Origin of the sequence: Cupriavidus alkaliphilus, assembly GCF_900094595.1 — a bacterium.
GTDB classification, from domain to species: Bacteria; Pseudomonadota; Gammaproteobacteria; order Burkholderiales; family Burkholderiaceae; genus Cupriavidus; species Cupriavidus alkaliphilus.
Genome location: NZ_FMAD01000006.1, coordinates 25,425 through 47,126, shown reverse-complemented (window position 1 = coordinate 47,126; position 21,702 = coordinate 25,425). Strand labels below are relative to the sequence as shown.

Sequence of the window (21,702 nt, the reverse complement as noted above, 5' to 3'; positions counted from 1 at the left end):
GCACCCCGCTCGCGGACACACCGCGGCGACCTCTAGACGAGGAGGAGACAAAGATGGGCGCAGAAACTGTAGTTCAATCGCCGAATTCCCCCCAGCAGCAGGAGCTGGACCGGGCCATGGACGGCATCGGGGTGACCGCCTCGCACAAGAAGATCATCTTCATGATCATGCTGGGCGTGATGTTCGATGTGTTCGAGCAGAACGCCGTCGGCCTGATCGGTCCCATGCTGCGCGAGCAGTGGGGGATTTCGGTGGCGGAAATCGGCTTTCTCAACACGCTGACGTTCAGCGCCGCCGCGCTCGGGCGCATCGGCTCGGGCTATATCGCCGACCGCTACGGCCGGCGCGCGATGCTGAGCGCCAACCTGCTGCTGTTCACGCTGGGCGCCATCATCTGCGCGCTGGCGCCGAATTACTGGGTGCTGGCGGCGGGCCGCTTTATCGTCGGCATCGGCCTGGGCGGCGAGATCTCGATCGCCGTGACCATGCTGGCGGAGCTGTGCTCGACCCGCTTCCGCGGCACGGCGGTGGGCCTGGTCAGCGTCGGCAGCGGCGGCCTCGGCAATATGCTGGCGCCGGCGTTCGGCCTGGCGGTCTTCGCCATGTTCCCGGGACCGGACAGCTGGCGCTGGCTCTTTGCCTGCCTGGTGCTGCCGGCGTTCTTCGTCATCTTCTATCGGCGCTTTATCCCGGAGACGCCGCGCTTCCTGCTGTCCAAGGGCCGCGTGGACGAGGCCAACCGCGTGCTGTCGGTGCTGGCATCGGGGCGGCTGGGCAAGCTCGAGGGCGAGCCCACGCCCTATATCAAGGGGGCGGTGCAGGACGAGGCACCGCGCGCCAAAGTGCGGCTGAGCGATATCTTCAAGGGCCGGCTGGGACGGCGCACCATCGCGCTGGGCATTGCGGTGGCGATGACCTACGGGGCGCAGATCTCGGTGCTGACGCTGATGCCGACCATCCTGATGGCGCAGGGCTATACCATCTCCAAGAGCTTTCTCTTCACCATGGTGATGCAGAGCGGCAGCCTGTTCGGCGCGCTGGCGGCGTCGTACTGCGGTTATCACATCCCGCGCAAGCGGGTGCTGACCGTCGGCGCGGGCCTGGCCTGCGCAGCGGGGCTGTGCTTCGGCTTCCTGACGTATAACGTTGCGCTGGTGCTGTTGTTCGGCGCGGCCTTTACGTTCTGCGTGGTGTTGCTGAATACCTCGATCTGGATCTTTGCGCCGGAACAGTATCCTACCCATGTGCGCGCCTTCGGCACCTCGCTGATCCTGGCGCTTGGCACGCTGGCGGGGGCGCTGACGCCGCTGGTCAGCGGGCGCGTGTTCGAGACCTACGGCGTCGGCGGCATGTTCAGCATGCTGGCGGCCATGTATGGCGTCTTTGCGCTGGCCGTGCAGTTTGCGCCCGAGACCTTCGGCCGCGCCATGGGCGAGACCGACGATGACGCCGAAGGCCAGCGCGAGGTCCGCGGCGAAACGGCCAACGCCAGCGCTTCCTGAAGCCTGGGTGCGCCCGCCAGCGTGCGGGCGCGGCTTGCCAGGCAATATTCTTGATCCACAAGGAATCACCCGAGTCATGACAACCACCGATATCGACCGCGTCGCCCAGGCCCTGCTCAGCGCGCGGCGCGAACACCGCTGCGCCGATGCGCAAGCATTCGCCACGGCGCTCGACAACGCCGGGCAGGCCTACGCGGTGCAAGGCATCGTCGCGCAGTCGCTGGGCTGGCAAGAGCCCGGCGCCGCGTACTGGAAATCTGGCGGGCCCTCGCGCGACGCCACGCTGACCCATGCGCGTCTGCCGGCGGCCGGGGTCTGGAACAGCCCGGCGCATGCCGGCGACTGGCCCTTTACATGGCGCGGCATCGAGGCGGAGATCGCGCTGCGGCTGGGGCAGGGCGTGGACGCGGCGCAAGCGGCCAGCCTTGACTATGCCGACGCAGCGGCACTGGTCGAGGCGATGGCGGTGTCCATCGAGATCGTCGATTCGCGCTGGCAGCAGTACGTGCAGGCACCCGCCTTGCTGAAGCTGGCGGATCTGCAGGCGCATGGCGCATTGGTACTGGGGGCGTGGCGCGACTATGCCGCGCGCGACTGGGCCAGCCAGCGCTGCGTGGTGCAGATCGGCGCGCAGACTTTCGAGCGCCGCGGCACCCACGCGCTGGGCGATCCGGCCTATGGACTGGTTGCGTGGCTGCGCCATGCCACGCGCGACGGGGTGTGCGTCGAAGCCGGCACGGTGGTCACCACTGGCACCTGGGTCGGCATCCTCGATGCGTCAGCGGGCGACCTGGTGACGGTGGCGTTCGATGGTGTGGGCGAGGCCTCGGTCCAGCTCTGAGGCCCACGCACCGGTGCGCGGGGCGTCAGCTGTGGAAGCCCACGCCCCGCATGATCAGCCGCAGCACCCACGCGGCCACGCCTAGCGCCGCCACGCTCGCGGCCCAGATCAGCACCAGCCAGCCGACGCGGCGCAGCCAGGTGCCGGTGCGGGTGCCGCTTTCGGTATGCGGCGCGCTCATCAGTGATAGCCCTCGCCGTGGCGGACCTTGCCGCGGAACACGTAGTAGGCCCACACCGTGTACATCAGGATGAAGGGCACGATGAAGAGCGCTCCCACCAGCGCAAAGCCCTGGCTTTGCGGCGGTCCCGCGGCTTCCCAGATCGAGATCCCGGGCGGGATGATATTGGGCCAGACGCTGATCGCCAGGCCGCTGTAGCCCAGGAACACCAGCCCCAGCGCATACAGGAAGGGCGAGATATCGGGCTCGCGGCGCAGCGCGCGCATCAGCATGAACATGCACAGCGCCACCAGGATCGGCACCGGCGAGAACCAGAACAGGTTGGGCAGGCTGAACCAGCGATCCGCAATCTCGGGATGGGTCAGCGGCGTCCACAGGCTGATCACGGCGATCACCGCCAGCAGCAGCCATGCCAGCGTGCCGGTCAGGCGGATCATGCGCTGCTGCAGGTCGCCCTCGGTCTTCATGATCAGCCAGGTGCTGCCCAGCACGGCGTAGGCCACGATCAGCCCCACGCCGCAGAACAGCGGGAACGGCGCCAGCCAGTCGAGCGGGCCGCCGGCAAAACGGTGGCCTTCGAGCTTGATGCCGTCGATATAGGCGCCGAGCGCCACGCCCTGGAAGAAGGTCGCCGTGGCCGAGCCGAGGATAAAGGCGGCGTCCCACACCGGGCGTTCGCGGTCATTGGCCTTGAAGCGGAACTCGAACGCCACGCCGCGGAAAATCAGGCCCAGCAGCATCAGCATCAGCGGCAGGTAGAGCGCGCTCAGCACCACCGAATACGCCAGCGGGAACGCCGCCAGAAGCCCGGCGCCGCCCAGCACCAGCCAGGTCTCGTTGCCGTCCCAGACCGGTGCGACGGTATTCATCATCACGTCGCGGTCATGCCGGTCGGGCACGAACGGGTACAGCATGCCGATGCCCAGGTCGAAGCCGTCCATCACCACGTACATCATCACGCCGAAGAAGATGATGACGATCCAGAGAAGCGAGAGATCGATGCCCATGGTGTCAGCTCCGGGTGCGTGCGGTGGGGGTGGGGGCGAGCACTTCATCGTCGTCCACGGCCGACAGGGGCCGCGCCGGCGTGTGCTCGCGGCCCGGGCCGCCATGCGGCTTGGGCTCTTCCAGCAGCGGGCCCTTGCGCACCAGCCGCATCATGTAGGCGATGCCGACGCCGAACACGAAGCAATACGCCACCACGAAGATCGCCAGCGTCGTCGCCAGTTCCGGCACGCCGTGCGGCGACACCGCGTCCGCGGTGCGCTGCAGCCCGTACACCACCCACGGCTGGCGGCCGATCTCGGTGGTGTACCACCCAGCCAGGATCGCAATCACGCCCGCGGGTCCCATCCACAAGGCCATATGCAGGAACGGACGGACGCGATAGATCCGGTCGCGGCGCCGCAATATCAGGCTCCACACGCCCAGCAGGATCATCAGCAGCCCCAGGCCCACCATCACCCGGAACGACCAGAACAGGATCGTCGCATTGGGCCGGTCCTCCGGCGCAAACTCCTTCAGGCCCTGGATCTGCCCGTCCCAGCTGTGGGTCAGGATCAGGCTGCCCAGGTGCGGCACTTCGACCGCGAAGCGGGTTTCCTCGCGCTCCATGTCGGGCCAGCCGAACAGCAGCAGCGGCAGGGCCTCGTTGCCCTTGTTTTCCCAATGCCCCTCCAGCGCGGCGATCTTGGCGGGCTGGTGCTTGAGTGTATTGAGGCCATGGAAGTCGCCGATCACCGCCTGGATCGGCGCGACGATCAACAGCATCCACATCGCCATCGACAGCATCTTGCGGATGGCGGGGTTGTCCCGCCCGCGCAGCAGGTGCCAGGCCGCGGACGCGCCGACAAACAGCGCCGTAGCCAGGAACGCCGCCACGCTCATATGCGCCAGGCGGTACGGGAACGACGGATTGAAAATGACCTCGAACCAGTTGGTGGGCACCACGCGGCCATCGATGATCTCGAAGCCCGCCGGCGTCTGCATCCAGCTGTTCGAGGCCAGGATCCACGTCGCGGAGATCAGCGTGCCCAGCGCGACCATCACCGTTGAAAAGAAATGCAGCCCCGGGCCGACGCGGTTCCAGCCGAACAGCATCACGCCCAGGAAGCCCGCTTCCAGGAAGAAGGCGGTCAGCACCTCGTAGGTCAGCAGCGGCCCGGTGATGCTGCCGGCAAACTCCGAGAAGAAGCTCCAGTTAGTGCCGAACTGGTAGGCCATCACCAGCCCCGACACCACCCCCATGCCGAAGTTGACGGCAAAGATCTTGGACCAGAAGTGGTAGAGGTCGCGGTACAGCGGCCGTTGCGTGCGCAGCCAGCAGCCTTCCAGCACCGCCAGGTAGGCGGCCAGGCCAATGGTGATGGCGGGAAAGACGATGTGGAAGGAAATGGTGAAGCCAAACTGGATGCGGGCGAGGTCGAGCGCGGTCAAACCAAACATGTCGTGTTCTCCGTGGCGCTGGCCTGGCGCGTGCCTTGGTCGGGTGCGGCCCGCCCAAAAAGCCGGGACAGGTCCTACACGCAGGCAGAAGCGCGCCGGGGGCGCGGGGGCGCAGGCGCGTGCGGTAAGCGTAGTGTACGCCGCGCGGGCCGCCAAGGGCAGCGTCGCCCGCGCCGGCGGCCCGGCGACAAATCGCCGCACCTGCGAGCGCGCGGGAGCGCTGGTCGCGCCGCGCAGGCCATTGCTGATGGGCAAATCGTAGCGGAGCCTCGCGCGGCGAAACAGAATCAACTCCGCGGAAAAATACCGTATCAGCTTGGCGCATTGCAGCAGGGATGAAGGCTGACAACCGGGGCAGGGAAGTGCATAGTTATGCGCCCTGCATCGTCCGCCTCTCGCGTCCTTCCCTGTGTCCTTCGATTCCACCTTGCTGATCGTCATTGCCGGTGCCGCCGTGGCCGGCTTCGTCCAGGGCCTTTCCGGATTTGCCTTCGGCATGGTGGCAATGTCGTTCTGGGCCTGGGCCATCGAACCGCGGCTGGCCGCGGCGATGACGGTGTTCGGCGCGCTCACCGGCCAGCTGCTGGCCGCCGCGTCGGTGCGTCGCGGGCTGTCGTGGCGGCGCCTGTGGCCCTTCGTCGCCGGCGGCGTGGCTGGCATCCCGCTGGGCGTGGCGGTGCTGCCGCTGCTCGACGCGCAGTGGTTCAAGGCGGTGCTGGGCGCGTTCCTGACGCTATGGTGCCCGGTGATGCTGATGGCGCGCCGGCTGCCGCATATCGGCGTGGGCGGGCGCGTGGCTGACGGCGTGGCCGGCGCCGCCGGCGGCGTGATGGGCGGGATCGGCGGCTTTACCGGCGTGATCCCCACGCTGTGGTGCACGCTGCGCGGATTCGACAAGGACGAGCAGCGCGCCGTGATCCAGAACTTCAACCTCGCCACCCTGGCCATGACCATGGCCGCCTATGTCGGCAAGGGCATTGTCACGCGCGAGATGCTGCCCATGTTCCTGGTGGTGGCGCCGGCGATGCTGGTGCCCACGCTGCTGGGCACCCGGCTTTACCTCGGCATCAGCGAAGCCGCCTTCCGCAAGATCGTGCTGACGCTGCTGACGGTGTCAGGAGTGGCGCTGCTCGCCACTTCCGTGCCGGTGCTGGTGGCGCGCGGCGCGGGCTAGGGCCGCGCCAGCGCTTCTTCCACGAACAAGAGACGGTCGTTGCCCCAGAACAGCTCGTCGCCGACGATAAAGCTGGGCGCGCCGAACACGCCGCGCGTGACCGCGTGCTCGGTGTCGCGCTTGAGCGCCTGCTTGACTTCCGGGTCGTCCACCAGCGTCAGCGCGGCCCCTGGGTCGAAGCCCGCGGCGGCCAGCACCGCGCCGATCTCGGCCGGGTCGTTGAGGTTACGGCCCTGTTCCCACATTGCGCTGAAGATGGCGTCGGCATAGCGCAGGAAGGTGGCTTCGTCCTGGCGCAGGTAGCCGGTGGCGCCGCGCATCAGCATCAGCGTATTCACCGGGAAATGCGGATTCTGCCGGAACGGCACGCCATAGCGCCCGGCCCAGCGCGCGGTGTCGGCGTGCAGCCAGTCCAGCTTGGCGGGCACCTCGGCGGGACTGTGGTTGCCGGTGGCCTTGAACACGCCACCGAGCAGAATCGGACGCCAGACGATGGTGGCGCCGGTGCGCTGGGCCACGCGCGGCAATTCCTTCCATGCCAGGTATGAGTACGGGCTGCCGAAATCAAAGAAGAATTCCACTTGCCTGGTCACGGCCGGTCTCCTGTCGTGGTGGTCGGTATGCGCTGCGTGTTGTGCGCTGGCGGCGCGCTTTGCCTACCAGCGTTCCATCCATGGACGCAGGTCCAGCTCATGCGTCCACGCGTCGCGCGGCTGCTGGTGCAGCATCCAGTAGGTATCGGCAATATGGTCGGGATTGACGATGCCGTCCTGGGCCTTGGCCGCGTAGCGCTCCGGGAAGTTCTCGCGAATCCAGTCGGTGTCGATGGCGGCATCGATCACCAGGTGCGCGACGTGGATGTTCTTTGGCCCCAGTTCGCGCGCCATGCTTTGCGCCAGCGCCCGCAGCGCGTGCTTGGCGCCGGCAAACGCGGCCATGTTCTCGCGCCCGCGCAGGCTGGCGGTGGCGCCGGTAAAGAAGATCGAGCCCCGCTGGCGCGGCAGCATCGCGCGCGCGGCCTCGCGGCCCATCAGGAAGCCGCCGAAGCACGCCATCTCCCAGACCTTGTAGTACACGCGCGCGCTGGTCTCGGTGATGGGAAACTGCACGTTGGCGCCGATATTGAAGACCGCCACCTCCAGCGGCGCGATCTCGCGCTCGATGCGCGCGATCAGCTCGACGGTCTGGTCTTCCTTGCGCGCATCGCAGCCAAAGGCATGGGCTTCGCCGCCATCGGCGCGGATCTGCTGCACCAGCGGCTGCAGCTTGTCGGCATGGCGGCGCGTCACGCAGGCAATGTAGCCCTCGCGGGCAAAGCGCCGTGCAATGGCGCCGCCGGTGGCGTCGCCAGCCCCGACGACGAGGACGGCCTTCTTTTCGGGCATGGGTGTCTCCTGGCTTGGTGCCCCGCCTGGCGGGCACGGGGGTCCCGGAGCATGATCCTAACAGCGATGGCGCAAGCGCGCCGGACCCGGCCGCGGCACCTATTCCCGTCCCGCCGCCTCTTGCCGCAGGCATGCCACCAGCTGGTCGGTGCCGATCGACGGCGCGCGTTCCCGCAGCGTGATGATGCCTACCGGTGGCAGCTCGACCGGAACCTCCATCTTCAGCACTTGCAGGCGGCCTTCCTGCTGCAGCGACAGTGCGACCGATTCCGCCATGAAGGCCGCCGCCCCACGCTGGCCGACGAAAGTAGCCTGCGCCAGGTACGAGGAGGTCTCGATCACGTCCTGCGGCGGGTGCAGGCCGTAGCGGAAGAAGGCCTGTTCGATCTTTACGCGCAGCGAAGCCCACGGCGGCGGCAGCACGCACGGCATCGCGGCCAGGTCGGCCCAACCCGGCCGCGCCTTGCGCGCCAGCTTGTGGCCGCGCCGCACCACCACCACCATCGGCTCTTCATAGAGCGCTTCGGTCAGCAGGTCGGGGGCGGCATAGCCAGGCTCGAGCCGGCCCACGATCAGGTCGAGTTCGCGCAGGCGCAGCTTGGGCAGCAGGTGGGTCAGGTCGCCTTCCTCCACCAGCACGGTGGCGTGCGCGTGGCGCTGCTTGAGCGTGCCGACGGCCTGCGCCAGCAGCACCGGCAAGGCCGCGCCCATCGAGCCCACGCGGATGCGCCCGGACGCGCCGCTCTGCACCGCGGCAATCTCGTCGCGGGTCTGTTCGTACTGCGCCAGCACCGAGCGCGCAAAGCGCACCAGCGACTCGCCCGCGGGAGTCGGCTCGGTGCCGCGGGTAGAGCGCGTGAACAGCGTCAGCCCCATCATTTTCTCGACTTCGGTCAGCACCTTGGACACCGCCGGCTGGCTCACCGACAGGAATTCCGCGGTGCGGCCGAGATGGCGGAACTCGTCCAGCGCCACCAGCAGTTGCAGGTGGCGCAGCTTGATATTGGAGCGCAGGGCGCGGTCGATCTGTACCATGCTGGCAGTCTATCTAACCTGAAGGTTATGAAGCAATGCCAATTTTCGATTGGATTGTTATGGAGGGAGACAACAGAATGCGGGCATGACGAGGCTGGCAGCGCCGGTCCCGCCGATAATCAAAACATCGGAGACACCCGCAAATGACTCAATCGTTTCCCATCGATGCCAAGCGCCGCCGCCTGCTCATCGGAGCCGCGGCGGGTGCCGCCGGCGTGCTGTTGCCGGCTGCGCGGTCGCTGGCCGCCGACTATCCCGAGCGTCCCATCACCTTTATCTGCCCGTGGCCGGTTGGCGGCACCGCCGACCAGTCGATGCGCGCGCTGTGCCAGGTGGCAGGCGGCATCCTCAAGCAGTCGATCGTGGTGGAGAACCGTGCCGGCGCGTCGGGCATGATCGGCACCAAGGCGCTGGCGCGCGCCAATCCCGATGGCTACACCATCGGCCAGATCCCGATCTCGGTCACGCGCTTCGCGCAGCTCGGCATGCTGCAGCTGGACCCGCGCACCGAGCTGACCTACCTGGCCCGCACCTCGGGACAGACCTTCGGCATCGCGGTGCCGGCCAACTCGCGCTACAAGACGCTGCAGGACGTGGTCGCCGCCGCCAAGGCCAGCCCGGGCAAGGTCACCTATGCGCACGCCGGCATCGGCGGCGCCACCCATGTCGGCATGGAACAGTTCGCGCTGGCAGCGGGCATCCAGTTCAATGCCATCGCCTACAAGGGCGGTGCCGCCGCGCTGCAGGACGTGCTGGCCGGACAGGTGGAGCTGCTGGCCGATTCCAGCTCATGGGCGCCGCACGTCGAAGCCGGCAAGCTGCGGCTGCTGGCGACGTGGGGCGAACAGCGCGCGACCCGCTTCAAGGACACGCCCACGCTCAAGGAACTGGGCTACAACGTGGTGGTGGAAGCGCCCAACGGCATCGGCGCGCCCAAGGGCCTGCCGCCTGCCGTGGAAAAGAAGCTGCGCGATGCCTTCCGCGCCGCGGTCGCCAGCAACGAGTTCAGGCAGATCGCGGCGCGGCTGGACGCGCCGGTGATGTACCTGGACGGGCCCGACTACAAGAAGTACGTCGCCAGCGTCTATGAACAGGAAACCCAGCTGATCCAGCGCCTCAAGCTGAAAGAACTGCTGCAGCAAAGCTGATGGCACGCGAAGGCCAAGACCCAGTGAACTCCAATCCCGTCATCCGGCTCCACCCCAATGACAACGTGCTGGTCGCGCGCAGCGACCTCGGCCTGGGCCAGCAGCTGGCCGATCCCGCCATGCGCGTGCGCGCGCAGGTGCCGGCCGGCCACAAGATCGCGGCCTGCGCCATCGCGGCCGGCACGCCGGTGCGCAAGTTCGACACCGTCATCGGCGTGGCCGCGCGCGATATCGCGCCGGGCGACCACGTGCATGCGCACAACCTGACGCTGGTCGATTTTTACCGTGATCCGGCCTTCTGTCAGGACGTGCGTCCGGTTGACTACGTGCCGCAGGCGCAGCGCGCCACCTTCAACGGCTTTGTGCGCGCGGATGGGCGCGTGGGCACGCGCAACTTCATCGGCATCCTGTCGTCGGTCAACTGCTCGTCCACCGTGATCCGCCAGATTGCGGCGCATTTCACACCGCAGCGGCTCGCCGGGTATCCGAATGTCGACGGCGTGGTTGCCTTTGCGCAAACCAGCGGCTGCGGCATGTCATCACCGAGCGAGCATTTCGACGTGCTGCGGCGCACGCTGGCCGGCTATGCGCGCCATCCCAACCTGGCCGGCGTGCTGATCGTGGGGCTGGGCTGCGAGCGCAACCAGGTCGCGTCGCTGGTGGCGTCGCAAGGCCTGGAGCCGGGGCCCGCGGTGCATACGCTGGTGATGCAGGACGCCGGGGGCACACGCGCTACCATTGCGGCCGGCATCCGAGCCATCGAGTCGATGCTGCCGGCGGCCAACGCCGCGGTGCGCCAGCCCGTGCCCGCCAGCCACCTGAAGATCGGCCTTGAGTGCGGCGGCTCTGATGGTTTTTCCGGGATCAGCGCCAACCCCGCGCTGGGTGCCGCGATGGATATTCTGGTGCGGCATGGCGGCACCGCGATCCTGTCCGAGACCCCGGAGATCCACGGCGTGGAGTTCATGCTGACGCGCCGCGCGGTAACGCCGGAAGTCGGGCAGAAGCTGCTGGACCGCCTCGCCTGGTGGGAGCGCTACACCGCGGGCCACAACGCGCAGTTCAACGGTGTGGTCGGCCACGGCAACCAGCAGGGCGGCCTTGCCAATATCTTCGAGAAGTCGCTGGGCTCGGCCATGAAGGGCGGCACCACGCCGCTGCAGGCGGTCTATGAGTATGCCGAGCCGATCGACCAGGCCGGCTTTGTGTTCATGGACTCGCCCGGCTATGACCCGGTGGCAGTCACCGGCCAGATCGCCAGCGGTGCCAACCTGATCTGCTTTACCACGGGGCGTGGCTCGATGTTCGGCTCGAAGCCGGCGCCGACGATCAAGCTGGCTTCAAACTCGGCGATGTACCACCGTCTGGAAGAAGACATGGACATCAACTGCGGCCTGGTGCTCGATGGCGAGCTGAGCGTGCCGCAGATGGGCCAGCGGATCTTCGAACACATCCTGCGCGCGGCCTCGGGCGAGCCCACCAAGAGCGAATTGCTTGGCCTGGGCGACAACGAGTTCGTGCCGTGGCACCTCGGCATTGTCAGCTGAGCCGCGTTCAACCAATCTCTCTCCACACTCATCGATGCCGACGCTTTCCGAGCCAACGCTGCTGCGCAGCCAGAACCTGATTGACGGCCAATGGCGCGATGCCGGCCTGGGTGCGCGCTTTCCCGTCACCGATCCGGCCAACGCGGAGGCCTTCGCCAACGTGGCCGACAGCGATGCCGGCGATGCGCGCCTGGCCGTCGACGCCGCCGCCGCGGCGTTCCCGGCATGGAGCCGCCGGCCCGCGCGCGAACGTGCGCAGCTGCTCAAGCGCTGGCATGCGCTGATCCTTGACCACCAGGAAGACCTGGCGCGCATCATCTCGACCGAACAGGGCAAGCCGCTGAAGGAAGCGCGCGGCGAGGTGCAGTACGGCGCGTCCTACGTAGAGTGGTTTGCCGAGGAAGCCACGCGCATCTGCGGCGACATCGTTGCGGAAGCGGTGCCGGGCCGCAAGCTGCTGGTGCTGAAGGAACCGGTAGGCGTCGTCGCCGCCATTACGCCCTGGAATTTCCCGCTGGCGATGATCGCCCGCAAGATCGCGCCCGCACTGGCCGCCGGCTGCACGGTCGTGGCCAAGCCCGCCGAAGACACGCCGCTGACGGCGCTGGCGCTGGCCTGGCTGGCGCAACAGGCCGGCATGCCGGCGGGTGTGGTCAACATCGTCACGGCCTCGCGCGAGCGCACGCCCGGCGTAGTCGATGCCTGGCTGGCAGACAGCCGCGTGCGCAAGGTCACGTTTACCGGCTCCACGCCGGTCGGCAAGCACCTGGCGCGCGAATCCGCTGCCACGCTGAAGAAGCTCTCGCTGGAGCTGGGCGGCAACGCGCCCTTCATCGTCTTCGACGATGCCGACCTCGATGCCGCGGTCGATGGCCTGATGGCATCCAAGTTCCGCAACGGCGGGCAGACCTGCGTGTGCCCGAACCGGGTCTATGTGCATGACGCCGTGCACGACGCGTTTGTCGAGCGCCTGGCGCAGCGCGTGGGGGCGCTCCATGTCGGCCCAGCAACCGAAGACGCCGCACAGATCGGGCCGATGATCAATGCCCGCGCCGTCGACAAGATCGCGCGCCATGTCGAAGACGCGGTCGCCAGGGGCGCGCGCGTGGTCACCGGCGGCAAGCGCGTGCGCAGCGCCGACGGCCCGCACTACTACGCGCCGACGGTGCTGGTCGATGCCACGCCGGCAATGGAACTGTCGTGTGAAGAGACCTTCGGCCCGGTCGCACCGATCTTCCGTTTCCGCGACGAAGCCGAAGTGATCCGCGACGCCAACGACACTCCGTTCGGCCTGGCCGCGTACTTCTACTCCAACGACATCCGCCGCATCTGGCGCGTGGCGCAGGCGCTGGAGACCGGCATGGTCGGCATCAACGAAGGCGCGATCGCGGCCGAGGCGGCGCCGTTCGGCGGCGTCAAGGAGTCCGGCTACGGGCGCGAAGGCTCGCGCCACGGCCTGGACGACTACATGCATACCAAGTACCTTTGCCAGGGCCAGCTCGGCTGAAGCGCCAGGCGTAGCCCGTTCGCACCAGGAATTCCTCATGCCCGCAAACAATCCCTTCAAGACCGCACTGGCCGCGCGCCAGGCGCAGATCGGCCTGTGGCTGTCGATGGCGACGCCGTACCTGGCCGAAGTCTCGGCCACCGCCGGCTTTGACTGGCTGCTGATCGACGGCGAGCACGCGCCCAACGACCTGCGCTCGACGCTGCACGCGCTGCAGGCCGTGGCGCCGTATCCGGTCCAGCCCGTGGTGCGCGCCGTGGCCGGCGAAGTGCCGCTGATCAAGCAGCTGCTGGATATCGGCGCGCGCAGCCTGCTGGTGCCGATGGTGGATACCGCCGAGCAGGCGCGCGCGCTGGTCAGCGCCACGCGCTACCCGCCGAACGGCATCCGCGGCGTGGGCAGCGCCATTGCGCGCGCATCGCAGTGGAGCGCGCGCACCGATTACCTCGATGTGGCCGACGACGAAATCTGCCTGCTGGTGCAGGCCGAAACCGTCACCGCGCTGCAGAACCTGGAAGCGATCTGCGCGGTGGACGGCGTCGACGGCGTTTTCATCGGTCCGGCCGACCTGGCCGCCTCGATGGGCTACCGCGGCCGCCCCGGCCATCCGGACGTGCAGGCCGCCATCGAAGGCGCAATGCGCACCATCATCGCCAGCGGCAAGGCCGCCGGCACGCTGACGTCGGACCCCGCGCTCGCGCGCCGCTACCTCGACCTGGGCTGTACCTTCGTCGCCACGGGTGTGGACGTGATGTTGTATGCCAATGCCGCACGCAAGCTTGCCGCGTCGTTCCGTGAGCCGCAGGCGGACGCCGCTGCCGGCAAGCCTTCCGCCGCGTACTGACCCGAGTTCTCTTCGCCTTATCGCCATGACCGTCGAGCTACCCACCCCGGAAACCACCTTGCGCGCGATGCAGGCCATTGTCGGCGCCAACGCCTGCCGCAGCGGCGAGGCCGACACGCAGGCCTACGTCACCGACTATCGCGGCATCTATCGCGGCCAGGCGCAGGTGGTGGTGCTGCCATCGTCGACGGAAGAAGTCAGCCGCGTGCTGGCGTGGTGCCATGCGCAGCGGGTGCCGGTGGTGCCGCAGGGCGGCAATACCTCATTGATGGGCGGCGCCGTGCCGGACGACAGCGGCACCGCTGTCGTCGTCAACCTGAGCCGCATGAACCGCGTGCTGGGCATCGACCCGGTCAACGACACCATGACCGTGCAGGCCGGCGTCACGCTGAGCGCGGCTCGCAGCGCCGCCGAAGCGGAGCAGCGCCTGTTTCCGCTGCGTATCGGCTCGGAAGGCTCATGCCAGATCGGCGGCAACCTGTCGACCAATGCCGGCGGCACCGCGGTGCTGCGCTACGGCAATATGCGCGACCTGGTGCTGGGCCTCGAGGTGGTGCTGCCCGACGGCCGCATCTATTCGTCTCTGCGCGGCCTGCGCAAGGACAATACCGGCTATGACCTCAAGCAGCTGTTCGTCGGTGCGGAAGGCACGCTGGGCATCATCACCGCCGCGGTGCTCAAGCTGATGCCCCAGCCGCGCAGCAGCGCCGTGGCCTTCGTCGCGGTGCGGGACCCAGCCGCTGCCGTGGCCTTGCTTGGCGAAGCCAAGCGCCTGTCCGGCCAGGCGGTGACCGCGTTCGAACTGATTTCGCGGCCGGCGCTGGACCTGGTGCTGGAATACCTTGGCAATGTCGCATCGCCGCTGCAGGAGCGGCACGACTGGATGGTGCTGGTCGAGCTGACCTCCGGCACCGACGCCGAAAGCCTCAATGCCACGCTGATGGAGATCCTCGAATCCGGCTTCAGCCAGGGCCTGGTGCAGGACGCAGCCGTGGCCGCGAGCCTGGCGGACGCGCAGACTTTCTTGCGCATCCGCGAAGAGATCTCCGACGCCCAGACCCGCACCGGCGGCAGCATCAAGTGCGATGTCTCGGTGCCGCTGTCGCGCATCGCAGCGTTCGTGGAAGAGGCCTCGGCCCGGGTGCTGGAACGGGTGCCAGACGCGCGCATGGTGATCTATGGCCATATGGGCGATGGCAACGTCCACTTCAACCCGCTGCGGCCCAGGGACCAGCCTGCCAAGGATTTCCTGGCGCAATGGTATGAGCCCGTGTCCGCGCTGGTTGACGGCATGGCGAACGCGGAAAACGGCTCGATCTCCGCCGAACATGGCATCGGCGTGGCCAAGCGCGATGACCTGACGCGCTACAAGTCGCAGGTGGAGCTGGAACTGATGTGGCAGGTGAAGCAGGCGCTGGATCCGCTGAACCTGCTCAATCCGGGCAAAGTCCTGCCGGCACCGACGCGCTAGCCGGGGATCGTTTCAGGGGCTGGAACGCGGGCGGGGCGCGCGTGGCAGGAATCGCCCATCTGGGCTAAGGTGTCAGCTATCCATAACGCGCCGGACCGGGGCATCGCTGCCCGCGGCCACGGCGCACAGCACGGCCGGCCCACCGGCCCAGACACCGATGACCGCCCAATCCCCCGACATCGCGCTCGCTGCTGCCCCCATCTCCCTCCAAAAGCCCGAACTCGACTACCCCTGCGGCGACGCCCCCGAACCCGGCCACGCCCGGGAAGTCGCACCCGGCGTCCTGTGGCTGCGCATGCCGATGCCGCTCGGCCTGAACCATATCAACCTGTGGGCCATCCGCGACGGCAGCGGCTGGGCCGCGGTCGATGCAGGCCTGCAGACCCCGGAAACCGCGCAGGCCTGGCGCGCGCTGTTCGCCGCCGGCGGCGCGCTCGACGGCGGGCTGACCCGGCTGTTCGTGACCCATATGCATCCCGACCACATCGGCATGGCCGGCTGGCTGACCGGCAAGTTCGACTGCCAACTGTGGATGACGCGGCTCGAGTACCTGATGTGCCGCGTGCTCGCCGCCGATACCGGACGCGCCGCGCCGGACGACGCCATCGCGTTCTATCGCAAGGCCGGCTGGGATGACGAAGCGATCGAGGTGTACCGCACCCGCTTCGGCGGCTTCGGCAAATATGTCCACGCCTTGCCCGAAAGCTTCCACCGGCTCTCCGACGGCGATACCGTCCGCATCGGCGCGCACGACTGGCAGGTCATCGTCGGCACCGGCCATTCCCCCGAACATGCCTGCCTGTACTGCCCGGCGCTGAAGCTGCTGGTATCGGGCGACCAGGTGCTGCCGCGCATCTCGTCCAACGTATCCGTGTTCCCGACCGAGCCCGACGCCGACCCGATGGCCGACTGGCTGGCCTCGCTCGACAAGGTCCGCGCCGCCGTGCCGGACGATGTGCTGGTGCTGCCGGCGCACAACGAACCGTTCCGCGGGCTGCACGCCCGGATCGATTATCTGCGGGCCAGCCAGATGCAGGCGCTGGACCGGCTGCGCGGCGCCCTGGCTGAACCCAGGCGCGCGGTCGACGTGTTCGGAGAATTGTTTTCGCGGCCGATTACGGGGAGCGGCGGGCTGCTGGGGATGGCGACGGGGGAGAGTATTGCGCATTTGAACTACTTGCTGGCGCGGGGGGAGGTGGTGCGGGAGGTTGGGGTGGGGCAGTGCTACTGGTACCGCATGACTTGAGCGAGTGCGGTCTGGTTGATGCGGAGTGCCATCCGCGTGCCGCTCTTCACCCGCAGTGTTGGCGACGCGCAACGCGCCGCGACAATACAGAGGTTGACGTCTTCATTGCCGAGGGCCCAATTGCTCTGAAGCGGCCCCAACGTGTCGATGCGAATCACATTGCAATGCCATACCAGTTTCATTACCGTCAACAATAGCGGTGTTGCGGGGCATTGCTGGTGCGGTGCTGGCGCATGGGCATAAGGAACCAACGGTGCCTCCACTTATCGGCACCCGCCCTGCATCTCTTCCCCATCGAAGGACTCCTCCGTTCCGGTCACCCGAGTTTCGTTCCCGAGAAGAATCTCGATGGCTTTGTTTCTACAGAAACAAGTGCAGCCGACGAATCCCTCTCCTGTCAACGCACATTTTCCAATAGCGCAGCTTTGCAATGTTTTTGATTATCTCTTTGGATAATCATTGTATTTTATAAATGACATGAACGAATTTGCGTGGATTAAACTTGATCTGCCGCAAAGTTAATGCTCTCTTGGAAAAATAAGTGATTAACTAAATTTTGTTACATTGTCCCTGGAACCCTTCTCCGTCGCGGGTTCCCGGGTGAACGATAGGCCGCACTTGGCGCCGAAAATAGTCGACCAAAGGCCACAAAGTCATTGTTCAAGCGGCGTCATCCCCCTTGTGGGGGAGAAGTCGTATTTTGTTACCGGATGTTGCGTAACGCGCTTCGGACGCTTATTATTGCGCCCTGCAAAAAGTAAGTGGCCGCAGAAAAGTGGCCAGGGTCAGCAAAAAAACAGAAGCGGATAATGAGCGCAGCGGTTCGGGAAAGCGTTGGGCGCGCAGCGGCAGGAGGTTTGGTGGGAGGCATGTGTCTACACCGGGCCAGCGCCATGGCGGGAATACTTCATCAGGTCATGCCGGGGGCGGTACAGGTCGCCCATAGGCAGCAAACGGTTGCCGTGCGCAGCCGCGTACACTTTTGCGTCGACATCTCAGATAGTCGCCACCGCCTGCAATGAGCCGGACTTCGGTCCGGTCGGACGTCTCCATCGCAGTTTCCGTATGGCGAGCACTGTTCCTGCGCGAGGCCAGCGCTCGCCTGGCCGGCGCGCGCGCGGCCTGGATCTGGATCCTGCTCGAGCCCGCGGCGCACATCGTTTTCCTGATGGTGGTGTTCGGCGTGATCAGGCATCAGGTCAGGCAGGATGCCAACATCGAAGTGTTCATCCTCGTCGGGGTGTGGGGATTCTTCCTCGTGCGCAATATCGCGCAACGGGGCATGGAAGCCATCAACGCGAACCAGGCCTTGTTCTCGTACCGCCAGGTACAGCCGGTCGACACGGTGCTGGTACGCGCCACGGTAGAGGCCTTCCTGTATGTCATCGTCGGCGCCGTGCTGCTAGCCGCGCTGGCGCTGCTCGACATCGATGTGCGGCCCGCTGATCCGCTGCTCGTCATGTGGTCGGCTTTTTTGCTGTGGGCGTTCGGGCTGGGCCTGGGCCTGATGTTCTCCGTCATCGGCACGCTGTTGCCCGGCCTGGGCAAGCTCATCCGCATCGTCTTCACGCCGCTCTACTTTCTTTCCGCGGTCATGTATTCGGTCTCGAGCATGCCGCGGGCCATGCGCGAGGTGGTGCTGGTCAACCCGATCACCCACGGCCTGGAAGCGATGCGCAGCGGCTGGTTTGCCGCCTACCACGGCGAAGCGCATATCAGCCTGGGTTACCTGGGCTTCTGCGCGCTGGCCACGGTGTTTCTTGGCCTGGCCATGCACATGCGGTACGCAACCCGGCTGACCGCGCAATGATCGAAATCACCGACGTCCATAAGCGCTACCGCACCACCCACGGCTCGAAGTGGGTGCTGCAGGGCGTGACGCTCCAGATTCCGCAGAAGAGCCGGGTGGCGCTGATCGGGGCAAACGGCGCGGGCAAGTCGACCCTGCTGCGGCTGGTGGGCGGCATCGACCAGCCCAACCGCGGCAGCATCGTCCGCAATTGCCGCGTGTCGTGGCCCCTGGGCCTGAGCGGCGGGTTCCAGGGCTCGCTGAGCGGGAGACAGAACACCAAGTTCGTCTGCCGCATCCACGGCATCCACGGCGCGCTGGCCGAGAAGCTCGAGTTTGTGCGCGAGTTCTCGGAGCTGCACGACGCCTTCGAGGATCCGGTCAAGACCTATTCGTCGGGCATGCGCTCGCGACTGGCGTTCGCCATGTCGCTTGCCTTCGATTTCGATACTTACCTGGTGGATGAGCTGACGGCCGTCGGCGACGCAGCGTTCAAGCGCAAGTCGCAGAAGGCCTTCGAAGACCTGGCCGGCCGTGCGGGCCTGGTGATGGTCTCCCACAGCGAATCCACCCTCAAAAATTTCTGCCAGTCGGCAGTCTGGCTGCATCAGGGCCAGGCGCACTGGTTCGACTCCGTTGAAGAGGCCCTGCGCGCGTACAGGGACAGCATTCCAGCATGATGAAGACGATTACGTCGGGCGCCGCAGGGCAGATCGGGCGACTGACACGAGTGAATACCCTGAACCGCATCTGGCAAGTGGCCGTGGCCGCCTGCGTGCTTGCCGTTGTGTACTGGAGCGTGATCGCGTCCGACCTGTATGTGTCGGAAGCACGCGTGGTGGTGGAGCGCAGCGACGGTGTGGGCGCCAGCGCGGCGGATTTCACTTCGTTGCTGGTCGGCAATACCGCCCCGCAGGACTTGCTGCTGCTGCGCGAGTACCTGCTGTCGGCGGACATGCTCAAAAAGCTCGACGCGAAGCTGGGGCTGCGCAAGCACTACGCGGACAGCGGCCGGGACCCGCTGTCGCGCTTGTGGTTCGAGGATGCTTCGCTCGAGCGTTTCCATGACTACTACCTGAAACGCGTCAGCGTCGAGTACGACGACTTTGCACGCGTTCTCGTGATCCGGGTCCAGGGCTACACCTCGGAGATGGCGCATGCCATCGCGCAGGAACTGGTCGCCGACGGTGAACGCTTCATGAACGAGATGACGCACCGGATCGCCAGCGAGCAGGTCGTCTATATCGAGAAACAGGTACACGACCAGGGCGAACGCCTGAAGGCGGCGCGCCAGGCGCTGGTTGCCTACCAGAATGCCAATGGACTGGTGTCCCCGCGCGGCGAGGTAGAGAGCCTGTCCACCGTGGTCGCCAATGCCGAGGCCACGCTCGCCGAACTGCACGTCAAGCGCAACTCGCTCAAGGACGTCTTCACGCCGCAGTCGCCGGCGATCCAGCAGATCGACGCGCAGATTGCCGCGGTCGAACGCCAGATGGCGGAGCAGCGTGGCCGCATGGTTTCGACCAAGGGCCGCGGCCTGAACCGCGTGGTGGAAGAACACGATCGCCTGCAGGCCGCCGCCGAGTTTGCCTTCGACATCTACAAGACCGCGATCGGCGCGCTGGAGAAGGCCCGCATCGAGGCCACGCGCAAGCTCAAGAACGTAGCGGTCGTGCAGAGCCCGACCCGGCCGGAGTACCCGCTCCAGCCCCGGCGAATCTACAACATCGTGGTGGTCGTCCTGATGACGCTGATGCTGGCAGGCGTCGTGCAACTGCTCAGCGCCATCATCCGCGACCACCGAGACTAGTCCATGCTTCGAAGAATCCTTGCTATCGCGGTCGCCGCGGCCAGCCTGGCCGGCGCCCATGGCGCGCATGCCCAGAGCGGCACGCGACTGCCGCAATCGGCCGCCGTCGGCCAGATGGAATACGCCGCGCTGGCGGCACAGGGCGCTACCACTCCCGGTGGCGCAGTGGTCGGCAATCCCGCTGCGATGGGCGCCGTTGCCACCATTCCTGCACGTGCTGACACGCCGCTGCCCGACAGCGCGCCGCAGAACAACGACTACACCGCCAACATGGCCAGCGACGCCTTCGGCGCGCAGCTGTTCACCGGCGCTTTCAGCCGCGACAGTGCTTCCGTCTTCAATCCCAGCCATGTCATCTCCGTCGGTGATCGCATCCAGCTGCGCATCTGGAACGGATACAACGTCGACACCGTGCTGACCGTTGACGCCGGAGGCAACATTGTCTTGCCGGAAGTAGGCCCATTCCGCGTGCAGGGCATCACCAATGGCAATCTCCAGACCGCCGTCGGCAACGCGCTCCGACGCGTGTTCGCCAGCAAGGTGTCGATCTACGCCAGCCTGCTGGCCGCGCAGCCCGTGCGGGTCTACGTCACCGGCGCGGTGCGCCGTCCCGGCATGTACGACGGCACCTCCAGCGACAGCGTGCTGCGCTACCTCGACCAGGCCGGCGGCATCGACCCTGACCGCGGCTCCTTCCTGGACGTCGCGATCAAGCGGGGCAACCAGACGCTGGAAGTCGTCAATCTCTATGATTTCCTGCTCAAGGGCGACCTGACCTCGAAGCAGCTGAACAACGGCGACGTCATCTTCGTCCAGTCGCGCAAAAAGACCGTCAAGGTCAGTGGCCTGGCCGAAAACGCCAAGCGCTTCGAGTTCCTCGGCGAACAAGCCCGGCTCGACCAGATCGTGCGCCTGGCCAAGCCGCTGCCCGAAGCCACCAACGTCCGCGTAGTGCGTAATACCGGCACGGTCCGCAATGTCGAGTACTTCCCGATCTCGCAGGGCAACCAGATCGAGCTGCGCAACGGCGACGAAATCGAATTCACCGCCGACAAGCGGCCGGGCACCATCACCGTGCGCGTCGAAGGCGAGCACACCGGCCCGCAGGAATACGTATTGCCGTATGGGAGCCGCATGGGTCAGCTGCTCAGCCAGGTGCATTACACGCAGGAGTCCGATACCGAAAGCATCCAGCTTTTCCGCCAGAGCGTGAAGACGCGCCAGAAGACGCTGCTGGGTACCACGCTCAAGACTCTGGAATCGAGCGTCCTGACGGCACGTTCCGGGACGGCGGAAGAAGCCCAGTTGCGCAAGGAAGAAGCCGCGCTGGTGTTGCAGTGGGTGGAACGGGCCAAGAAGATCGAGCCGTCAGGACAGACGCTGATCGCGAAATCAACCACCCGCAATGACTTGCTGCTGGAAAACGGCGACATCCTGCGCGTGCCGGTCAAGGACGGCCTGGTCCTGGTCAGCGGGGAAGTGCTGTTCCCCAATGCCGTGGCGTATGACAAGAGCCTGGACCTGGATGACTTTATCCAGCAGGCGGGCGGTTTCTCGCAGAACGCGGATACCTCGCGAATCATCATCGCGCACCGGGATGGGAGTTTCTCGGATGGCAAGAAGGATGATGCGGTGAAGGCGGGCGACGAGATTATGGTGTTGCCGAAGGTTGATTTCAAGACGCGGCAGTTTGCTAAGGATGTGTTTCAGATTCTTTATCAGATTGCGATTAGTGCGAAAGTGGTTTTGGGGTTATAAGGATGATTACAATCAATCA

General features: G+C 66.5%; 19 protein-coding genes. 13 read left to right on the top strand and 6 right to left on the bottom strand.

The window, feature by feature from the left end:
* The first annotated feature begins 53 nt into the window (after positions 1 to 53).
* Together GA0116996_RS14065 and GA0116996_RS14060 are read left to right on the top strand one after the other, a co-directional pair.
* Positions 54 to 1,502 (top strand): MFS transporter, encoded by a 1,449-nt coding sequence (locus GA0116996_RS14065; RefSeq protein WP_092312461.1) that lies wholly within the window; start codon positions 54 to 56, stop codon positions 1,500 to 1,502.
* 76 nt (positions 1,503 to 1,578) lie between these two features.
* Positions 1,579 to 2,343: a fumarylacetoacetate hydrolase family protein gene (locus GA0116996_RS14060; RefSeq protein ID WP_092312458.1), complete on the top strand. Its 765-nt coding sequence runs from the start codon at positions 1,579 to 1,581 to the stop codon at positions 2,341 to 2,343.
* A 25-nt stretch (positions 2,344 to 2,368) separates the two neighbouring features.
* Here GA0116996_RS14060 and GA0116996_RS14055 read toward each other — a convergent pair whose 3' ends face one another.
* Genes GA0116996_RS14055 through GA0116996_RS14045 form a run of 3 tightly spaced genes read right to left on the bottom strand, consistent with a single transcriptional unit; the run spans position 2,369 to position 4,969 of the window.
* On the bottom strand, positions 2,369 to 2,524 hold the full coding sequence (locus GA0116996_RS14055; protein WP_092312455.1) for a DUF2474 domain-containing protein: 156 nt from the start codon (positions 2,522 to 2,524) through the stop codon (positions 2,369 to 2,371).
* A complete protein-coding gene (cydB, locus tag GA0116996_RS14050) occupies positions 2,524 to 3,531 on the bottom strand; it encodes a cytochrome d ubiquinol oxidase subunit II (RefSeq protein WP_092312452.1) in 1,008 nt (335 codons plus the stop codon). The genes GA0116996_RS14055 and cydB overlap by 1 nt, the downstream gene beginning before the upstream one ends.
* A gap of 4 nt (positions 3,532 to 3,535) precedes the next feature.
* Entirely contained in the window at positions 3,536 to 4,969 is a 1,434-nt protein-coding gene (locus tag GA0116996_RS14045) for a cytochrome ubiquinol oxidase subunit I (protein ID WP_092312449.1), read from the bottom strand.
* 409 nt (positions 4,970 to 5,378) lie between these two features.
* Between GA0116996_RS14045 and GA0116996_RS14040 the strand changes: the two genes are divergently transcribed.
* The gene (locus GA0116996_RS14040; protein WP_092312446.1) at positions 5,379 to 6,143 is read left to right on the top strand and encodes a sulfite exporter TauE/SafE family protein; all 765 of its coding nucleotides are present in this window, start codon (positions 5,379 to 5,381) and stop codon (positions 6,141 to 6,143) included.
* Here the strand turns inward: GA0116996_RS14040 and GA0116996_RS14035 are convergent.
* From GA0116996_RS14035 to GA0116996_RS14025, 3 genes are all read right to left on the bottom strand, one after another.
* Positions 6,140 to 6,736 (bottom strand): 2-hydroxychromene-2-carboxylate isomerase, encoded by a 597-nt coding sequence (locus GA0116996_RS14035; protein WP_092312443.1) that lies wholly within the window; start codon positions 6,734 to 6,736, stop codon positions 6,140 to 6,142. The two genes, GA0116996_RS14040 and GA0116996_RS14035, sit on opposite strands and share 4 nt — an antisense overlap.
* A 63-nt stretch (positions 6,737 to 6,799) precedes the next feature.
* The gene (locus GA0116996_RS14030) at positions 6,800 to 7,528 is read right to left on the bottom strand and encodes an SDR family oxidoreductase (protein WP_092312440.1); all 729 of its coding nucleotides are present in this window, start codon (positions 7,526 to 7,528) and stop codon (positions 6,800 to 6,802) included.
* Positions 7,529 to 7,627: 99 nt separating this feature from the next.
* Positions 7,628 to 8,563 (bottom strand): LysR substrate-binding domain-containing protein, encoded by a 936-nt coding sequence (locus GA0116996_RS14025; RefSeq protein ID WP_092312437.1) that lies wholly within the window; start codon positions 8,561 to 8,563, stop codon positions 7,628 to 7,630.
* 143 nt (positions 8,564 to 8,706) lie between these two features.
* On the opposite strand from GA0116996_RS14025, the gene GA0116996_RS14020 reads away from it, so the two are divergent.
* The 10 genes from GA0116996_RS14020 (at position 8,707) to GA0116996_RS13975 (ending at position 21,683) form a co-directional block, all read left to right on the top strand.
* Positions 8,707 to 9,711, top strand: a complete 1,005-nt coding sequence (locus GA0116996_RS14020; RefSeq protein WP_092312434.1) for a tripartite tricarboxylate transporter substrate binding protein — start codon at positions 8,707 to 8,709, stop codon at positions 9,709 to 9,711.
* A 23-nt stretch (positions 9,712 to 9,734) separates the two neighbouring features.
* On the top strand, positions 9,735 to 11,258 hold the full coding sequence (locus GA0116996_RS14015) for a UxaA family hydrolase (RefSeq protein WP_092313318.1): 1,524 nt from the start codon (positions 9,735 to 9,737) through the stop codon (positions 11,256 to 11,258).
* Positions 11,259 to 11,292: 34 nt separating this feature from the next.
* Complete coding sequence (locus tag GA0116996_RS14010) at positions 11,293 to 12,765, top strand: NAD-dependent succinate-semialdehyde dehydrogenase (RefSeq protein ID WP_092312431.1); 1,473 nt, start codon at positions 11,293 to 11,295, stop codon at positions 12,763 to 12,765.
* Between the two features lie 37 nt (positions 12,766 to 12,802).
* Positions 12,803 to 13,609 carry a 4-hydroxy-2-oxoheptanedioate aldolase gene (gene hpaI / locus GA0116996_RS14005; protein ID WP_092312428.1) on the top strand — a complete coding sequence of 269 codons (807 nt, stop codon included), beginning with the start codon at positions 12,803 to 12,805 and terminating at the stop codon, positions 13,607 to 13,609.
* Between the two features lie 25 nt (positions 13,610 to 13,634).
* Positions 13,635 to 15,080, top strand: coding sequence for an FAD-binding oxidoreductase (locus GA0116996_RS14000; protein ID WP_092312425.1), 1,446 nt, complete (start codon positions 13,635 to 13,637; stop codon positions 15,078 to 15,080).
* Between the two features lie 157 nt (positions 15,081 to 15,237).
* Positions 15,238 to 16,326: an MBL fold metallo-hydrolase gene (locus GA0116996_RS13995; RefSeq protein WP_092312422.1), complete on the top strand. Its 1,089-nt coding sequence runs from the start codon at positions 15,238 to 15,240 to the stop codon at positions 16,324 to 16,326.
* 1,018 nt (positions 16,327 to 17,344) lie between these two features.
* Positions 17,345 to 18,136 carry an ABC transporter permease gene (locus GA0116996_RS13990; protein WP_092312420.1) on the top strand — a complete coding sequence of 264 codons (792 nt, stop codon included), beginning with the start codon at positions 17,345 to 17,347 and terminating at the stop codon, positions 18,134 to 18,136.
* A complete protein-coding gene (locus tag GA0116996_RS13985) occupies positions 18,133 to 18,795 on the top strand; it encodes an ABC transporter ATP-binding protein (protein ID WP_092312417.1) in 663 nt (220 codons plus the stop codon). The genes GA0116996_RS13990 and GA0116996_RS13985 overlap by 4 nt, the downstream gene beginning before the upstream one ends.
* The gene (locus GA0116996_RS13980) at positions 18,792 to 19,925 is read left to right on the top strand and encodes a KpsE/RkpR family capsule polysaccharide export protein (RefSeq protein ID WP_092312413.1); all 1,134 of its coding nucleotides are present in this window, start codon (positions 18,792 to 18,794) and stop codon (positions 19,923 to 19,925) included. Before GA0116996_RS13985 ends, GA0116996_RS13980 begins: the two co-directional genes overlap by 4 nt.
* Positions 19,926 to 19,928: 3 nt before the next feature.
* Positions 19,929 to 21,683, top strand: a complete 1,755-nt coding sequence (locus GA0116996_RS13975; protein ID WP_092312410.1) for a polysaccharide biosynthesis/export family protein — start codon at positions 19,929 to 19,931, stop codon at positions 21,681 to 21,683.
* The last annotated feature ends 19 nt before the right edge of the window (positions 21,684 to 21,702 follow it).